This is a genomic window from Hathewaya limosa (assembly GCF_030815255.1).
Taxonomy (GTDB): domain Bacteria; phylum Bacillota; class Clostridia; order Clostridiales; family Clostridiaceae; genus Hathewaya; species Hathewaya limosa.
Window position 1 is genome coordinate 1 of sequence record NZ_JAUSWN010000044.1, and the last position, 6,504, is coordinate 6,504.

The following is a 6,504-nucleotide window of genomic DNA, read 5'->3' on the forward strand; positions in this document are numbered from 1 at the left end:
AAAATTCTACAAGTCAAAAAAGCCTTAATACCAAAGGCTTATTAAAGTGCGACATTTTTAAATTATTAAGCTTATAGGCGGTGAACTATCATTAATTTTTCTATAAAACACAAAAAAACGCTGCCGCGTTAGTATAAATTTTTATGCTAATGCGACAGCCCCTTTACTTAATGCCTAAATTTTTTAAGTTCATTATGCATATTTTTGCATATTTGCAACCATAATATCTCATACTTATCTTAGGCTATTATTTTATTTTTTAATCATTAATAGTTTTTATTGCATATAAATTAAACCAATCTATACAAATTTGATATGTGTTACAATCTAGATTTGGTTTTCTTCTTAAAATATAAAAAAAGCCTTATAAACAATATTGTTTATAGGGCTTTTTTATGGTGCGTCGGAGAAGATTCGAACTCCCGACCAACTGGTTCGTAGCCAGCTACTCTATCCAACTGAGCTACCGACGCGTAAAATCTATATATAATAGTATCACATTTTTAATAAAAATGCAATATACTAAGTTATTTATACATCATAAAACTTATGAAATTTATCCTTTAATATAGACATCATTAAAACATCTTTATACTTACCTTCTGAAAAGAATCTATTTTTATTTATTCCTTCTTCTTCAAATCCACATTTTTTATAACATCCTATAGCCCTTATATTATCAATGCATACCCTTAATTCCACTCTTTCCGCAGCAGTTTCCAAGAATAAAAATTTCAATATGGTTCTTATTGAATCTTTACCATATCCTCTACTCCAAAAGTTCTTATTTATTGTAATACCTATTTCAAATACATTTTTGCAATCCTTTATAGGCTCGTATGTTAAGTATCCTATTATACTTCCCTTTTCATTTATTATAGTTAAATGCTTCTTATAAGAATTCATTATTACCTGAAAGTTTTCCATGATATATTCTTTACTAGGAACTATTTGCCCAGCCCCATCAAATTTTCTAATATCATCATCGCTCCACATATCATAAAAAAGAGCAACATCACGTTTTTCTACTGCCCTTAATATAACTCTGTTTCCCTTTAACATACCCATACACTTCTTTTCTTTGTAAGTTTTTGAACTATACCCTAATACTCTTTATATTATCATTATATTTTAATTCCCCTATATTTATACTATCCTTTTTTTTCAATTATTTCAATATGGTTGTTAAAATTTTTCGAAACTTTACAATGTTTTTTGTAAGAACCTTAAATTAGTAATTATTTTTAAATTTGAACGTAAAAAAACCCATAAATCTATTTAGATTTATGAGCTTTTGGCGGAGAGATAGGGATTCGAACCCTAGGTACGCTTCCACGCACGCCGGTTTTCAAGACCGGTGCCTTAAACCAACTCGACCATCTCTCCATATTTATTTTTCCTGAACACAGGTAAAATTATATCAATATATTCGTTTTATGTCAATATATTTTTTTAAAAAAATCGAAATTTATATAAATAATGATAAAAAACTCCTTTTATAAATAATATACTAAAAATTGTAGAAAAATAATTACATAAAACTTTCACCTAAATAGGTTTTATTCATGAAAACTATTAAATATATTATAGATATTATAGATATTAAAAAGATAAATTAGTATGCTTATAAAAATATAAAAAGTACAAAAATATCTCATCTTTGTACTTTCTATATATTAAGTATTTTTTATTTTATGAGGTTTAAATTTATTACTAATTCAAAATAAAAGACATCTAGTAAACTAGATGTCTTATGGCGGAGAAACCGGGATTTGAACCCGGGCGCCAGTTACCCGACCTACGCCCTTAGCAGGGGCGCCTCTTCAGCCACTTGAGTATTTCTCCAAACTGAAGTTAATTATAACTTATGGCGGAGAGATAGGGATTCGAACCCTAGGTACGCTTCCACGCACGCCGGTTTTCAAGACCGGTGCCTTAAACCAACTCGACCATCTCTCCATATTTATATTAAGTGTCTCACGACAAGATTTATTATATCAATCACAGTTAAATATGTCAACACTTTTATAAAAAATTTTGCAAAATAATACTCGCTTATTAAGTAAAAATGAACATTGTTTATATACAACATTCATTTTTACTATCTTATATATATTTATTTCAATACTTCTCTACCCATATAACCTCTTAAAGCTTCTGGAATTTCAACAGTTCCATCTTCATTTTGATAGTTTTCTAATATGGCTGCTACAGTTCTGCCTACAGCTAATCCTGAACCATTTAATGTATGAACATATTGAGGTTTTGATTTTGCATCTTCTTTATATCTGATATTAGCACGTCTTGCTTGATAATCTTCAAAATTACTACAGCTTGAAATCTCAACATATCTATTATAACTTGGCATCCAAACTTCTATGTCATATTTATAAGCAGCAGTAAATCCTAAATCGCCTTTACATATTCTAACTACCCTATAAGGTATTCCTAAACCTTGTAAAATTGATTCTGCATCAGCTGTTAATTTCTCTAACTCTTCATATGAATCTTCCGGTTTAACAAACTTAACAAGCTCAACTTTATTAAATTGATGTTGTCTTATTAGACCTCTAGTATCTCTTCCTGCTGATCCAGCTTCAGATCTAAAACAAGCACTATATGCCGCATATTTTACAGGTAACTGACTTCCTAATAAAACTTCATCTCTATGAAGATTTGTAATTGGAACTTCAGCTGTTGGAATTAAGAAATAATCATCCTCTGCAATTTTAAAAGCATCTTCCTCAAATTTAGGTAGTTGTCCTGTACCTGTCATACTTGTTCTATTTACCATATATGGAGGTAAAGCTTCTGTATATCCATTTTTCTCAGTATGCGTATCTAAGAAATAATTTATTAAAGATCTTTCTAATCTAGCCCCTAATCCTTTATATACTGTAAATCTTGAACCTGTAATTTTACCAGCTCTTTCAAAGTCTAAAATATCAAGACCTGTTCCTATATCCCAATGAGCTTTAAGTTCGAAATCAAATTTTCTTGGCTCTCCCCATTTTCTGATTTCTACATTATCTTCATCACTCTTACCTTCTGGTACTTGTGGATTTGGTACATTTGGTATTCTTAATAATAAATACTCTATCTTAGAATCTATATCATTAAGCTCTACATCAAATTGCTTAATTTTATCAGCAAGTTCTTTCATCTCATTTAAAAGCTCTGTAGCATCTTCTCCTGCTTTTTTTAATTTAGGAACCTCTGCTGACTTCTTATTTCTTTCATTTTTCATTTCTTCAACCTTGACTAAAATATCTCTTCTTTTTTTATCAAGGTCTAACACTTCATCTATTTGAGAAACATCAAAAGATTCTCCTCTATTTTGCATAAGCTTTTTAATTTCTTCAGTGTTAGTTCTAAGTCTTTTAATATCTAACATTTTTATTCCTCCTATAGTTTATATATCTATAAAATTTATATTAATCTTAAATAAAAAAGGAGCCTTATTTCCCTATAAAAGGGACGAAAGACTCCGCGTTGCCACCCTAATTGATCAAAACTCAAATATTAAAATTTTAATCCTCTTAATTAATAACGGTTATTTCCGTACTGTTCATCACAGTCCCTCAGAGGTGGATTCACTAAATCTTAGGCATCAGTTTGCACCAACCACCGACTCTCTTTAACCTTTAAAATAGCTACTATTCTCTTCAACGGTTTACATGTACTTTATTTCGTTATGAATAATTTTACAACTTTAATTGTCTAAAGTCAATATACTGTATTATATTAACCTCTATTTACATTCCTTGTACATATAATATCTACACCTGTATTAAGTATATTCTTACATATAACATCTCCAATTTTAAGAGGTGGTCCAACTCTTAATCTACTTAATGCTTTAGAAATTTCTATCCATATATCCTTATGAACAGCTTTATTGGTCTTTATTGATACAACATTAGATTCCTTGGATCCTTTAACTCGAACTACTGTAGTAAAAATGCCTTTATTATATTCATTAATATTATCATCTTCCTCTACAGCAACTTCATCATTATATATATTTTTGGTATCAATAGTATTATTTATAGTTATTCCCTCATTATATTTTAAATATTCCTTAGGAATAACATCTATTAGATCTATCTCCATCACAACTACTCACCCCTACATAGTATCAAACTCTTTTATTCTATTTAATAGTATTATAGAGTTTTTAGAATCCTTAACTATTTCCGTTAAAGGTTTATTTGTTTCTCTTGCTAATATAAATAGAATTTTATTCATACATTGAGCCCCTTGACACTTTCCAACGGCTGCTCCTGTTCTTCTTTTGATACCTTCTAAGGTTCTAGCACCTAAAGGTCTCCTTATAGCATCTATAATTTCACCTTCCGTTACCTTTTCACAAAAGCATATTATCTTTCCATAGCTTGGATTCAGTTTTATGATTTCATTTCTTTCTTCATTGGTTAAATCTCTAAATCTATAATATTCTCTTCTTCTATCTATAAAATCTTTCTTTTTTCTACATTTAATTTTATTTATTACGGTCTCAGAAATTATTTTTGCAATTGCAGGTGCCATAGTTACTATAGCATAATGTTTATTTGAAACCTTTATATATCCAATATCAATACCACTATCATCTATAAAAAAGGGTCTATCATAATACTTATTATTATAAAAAGTACTTATATATTTGTTATCTATATTAGGAATTATAGTTTTTAATTCCTCTAATACAGTTGCATTATCTATATCTTTTGCCGTTACCATTGCACCTATAGTTTCACCGTTTAAAGTAGGTATTGCTAACATATGCTCTTTTTCCCTAGTAACACTAAATATTAAATTAGAATAATCAAGATTTGCTTCTCTATTTATACACACATATCTAATATTTAAATTACACTCTTTTTCTTTTTCCTTTTTATTATCTATGCAATAATTTTCATTTGGAGTAGTATTTATAACTATCTTGCAAGTAAATTTATTTTTATTTGTTATAACCTTAAATCCCTTAGATTCTTTTTTTATATCTAATACTTCTTCCTCTAATTTAAAATTAACGTTATTATCAAATGCTACCTCTCCATACGCCAAAGCTAAATCATATGGACAAACTACTCCTGTATTCTCAAAATAAAGTGCTTTGTTATAATCTTTATTTATATCAGACTGTAAATCTATTAACTCTTCTCTAGTAAGTATTTTTATATCCTTTTGCTTTTCTTTTCCTATCTTATATAAATCATCTATAAACTCTTCATCTTCTGATACTATAATAGAAGGTCTTTGTTTAAATGGTACCTTAAACTTTTGCGTAACTTCTTCCATCATATTATTTCCCATAAATTCTAACTGTGAAGTTAAACTATCTCCACATTCCATACCATTAAAAACTATAGATGTGTTACTCAAAGCTATATCATCAGCAATATCATAATCTTTCTCTATTAATGCTATATTTAAATTGTATTTTGAAAGCTCATATGCAACAGCACATCCTATTAACCCTCCACCTAAAATAAGTACATCGTAATCCATAACTTCCCTCCGTAAGTTATCTTTAAAATTAGCACTCTTCTATTATATCATTTTTATATATAAAACATTAATTATTTAAACCTCTACACTAAAACATAGCAATTTCCAATAGAAAGTACCTATTTAATTAATTAAAATACTAGTTTTTATTATCACAAAACTTTAGTATATTAAGATCATAGTCATTTATCTTCTCTTCATGATGATTTTTAACTAAAAATAAAACTCTATCCGGTAACCCTAACTTCTTTAATATTTCATATCCTATATAAGCATGATTATAATAAACCTTAATTTTATTATTATTTAAACTACATATCTTATTTCCATATAACTTTCTTATTAAAACTAGAATAACTCTATCAATAATAAAAAACTTAGCTTTACTTTTTCCTATATCATGAAGTAAGGCTGATTTAATCAATATATCTTTACGTTCTCCTATAATATTTTCACTAATTATTATATTTTCTACATCCTTAGCTACTCTTATAGAATGTTGTCTATCATAAGTAGTTAGAGAATTAAAAATTTCTAATTCTTGTTCATCTAAATTTTTCATCACAAATTGATATTCTTTATCACTTATTCCTTTAATAAGAGCCCATATTCCCCTATTAAACTGTTTAATTCTATATAAAAACATATTAACAACCCTTTTAATAGTTTATTTTAATATATATTATATCATAAATATTATTTGACAAAATAAAAAAGCACTGAAAAATTCAGTGCTTTTGGTGGAGATAAAGGGATTCGAACCCTTGACCCCCTGCGTGCAAGGCAGGTGCTCTCCCAACTGAGCTATACCCCCAAATATGGTGGATCATCAGGGACTCGAACCCCAGACCTACCGGTTATGAGCCGGTTGCTCTAACCAACTGAGCTAATGATCCATGTTTTCACCTGGCGACGTCTTACTCTCCCACAAGGCTGCCCCTGCAGTACCATCAGCGCTGTAAAGCTTAACTTGCCTGTTCGGTATGGAAAGGA

General features: G+C 29.0%; 5 protein-coding genes, 6 tRNA genes, 1 rRNA gene and 1 other annotated feature. All 12 genes read right to left on the reverse strand.

Annotated features, from left to right (window positions below; genetic code table 11):
* Positions 1 to 396: 396 nt before the first annotated feature.
* Positions 397 to 473: transfer RNA gene (locus QOZ93_RS13795), tRNA-Arg, on the reverse strand.
* Between the two features lie 58 nt (positions 474 to 531).
* Positions 532 to 1,068 (reverse strand): GNAT family N-acetyltransferase, encoded by a 537-nt coding sequence (locus tag QOZ93_RS13800; RefSeq protein ID WP_111940061.1) that lies wholly within the window; start codon positions 1,066 to 1,068, stop codon positions 532 to 534.
* 227 nt (positions 1,069 to 1,295) lie between these two features.
* A tRNA-Ser gene (locus QOZ93_RS13805) sits at positions 1,296 to 1,386 on the reverse strand.
* Between the two features lie 368 nt (positions 1,387 to 1,754).
* Positions 1,755 to 1,845: transfer RNA gene (locus QOZ93_RS13810), tRNA-Ser, on the reverse strand.
* Positions 1,846 to 1,868: 23 nt separating this feature from the next.
* Positions 1,869 to 1,959, reverse strand: a tRNA-Ser gene (locus QOZ93_RS13815).
* A gap of 157 nt (positions 1,960 to 2,116) precedes the next feature.
* Positions 2,117 to 3,394 carry a serine--tRNA ligase gene (gene serS, locus QOZ93_RS13820; RefSeq protein WP_111940059.1) on the reverse strand — a complete coding sequence of 426 codons (1,278 nt, stop codon included), beginning with the start codon at positions 3,392 to 3,394 and terminating at the stop codon, positions 2,117 to 2,119.
* Positions 3,395 to 3,470: 76 nt separating this feature from the next.
* Positions 3,471 to 3,678 (reverse strand) — a binding site (T-box leader).
* 66 nt (positions 3,679 to 3,744) lie between these two features.
* On the reverse strand, positions 3,745 to 4,113 hold the full coding sequence (locus tag QOZ93_RS13825) for a DUF1667 domain-containing protein (RefSeq protein WP_343749896.1): 369 nt from the start codon (positions 4,111 to 4,113) through the stop codon (positions 3,745 to 3,747).
* 15 nt (positions 4,114 to 4,128) lie between these two features.
* Positions 4,129 to 5,511 carry an NAD(P)/FAD-dependent oxidoreductase gene (locus QOZ93_RS13830; RefSeq protein WP_307357414.1) on the reverse strand — a complete coding sequence of 461 codons (1,383 nt, stop codon included), beginning with the start codon at positions 5,509 to 5,511 and terminating at the stop codon, positions 4,129 to 4,131.
* Between the two features lie 139 nt (positions 5,512 to 5,650).
* On the reverse strand, positions 5,651 to 6,157 hold the full coding sequence (locus QOZ93_RS13835; RefSeq protein WP_307357417.1) for an HD domain-containing protein: 507 nt from the start codon (positions 6,155 to 6,157) through the stop codon (positions 5,651 to 5,653).
* Between the two features lie 92 nt (positions 6,158 to 6,249).
* Positions 6,250 to 6,325: transfer RNA gene (locus tag QOZ93_RS13840), tRNA-Ala, on the reverse strand.
* A 5-nt stretch (positions 6,326 to 6,330) separates the two neighbouring features.
* A tRNA-Ile gene (locus tag QOZ93_RS13845) sits at positions 6,331 to 6,407 on the reverse strand.
* An 8-nt stretch (positions 6,408 to 6,415) separates the two neighbouring features.
* Positions 6,416 to 6,504, reverse strand: a 5S ribosomal RNA gene (gene rrf, locus QOZ93_RS13850); the annotation flags it as partial.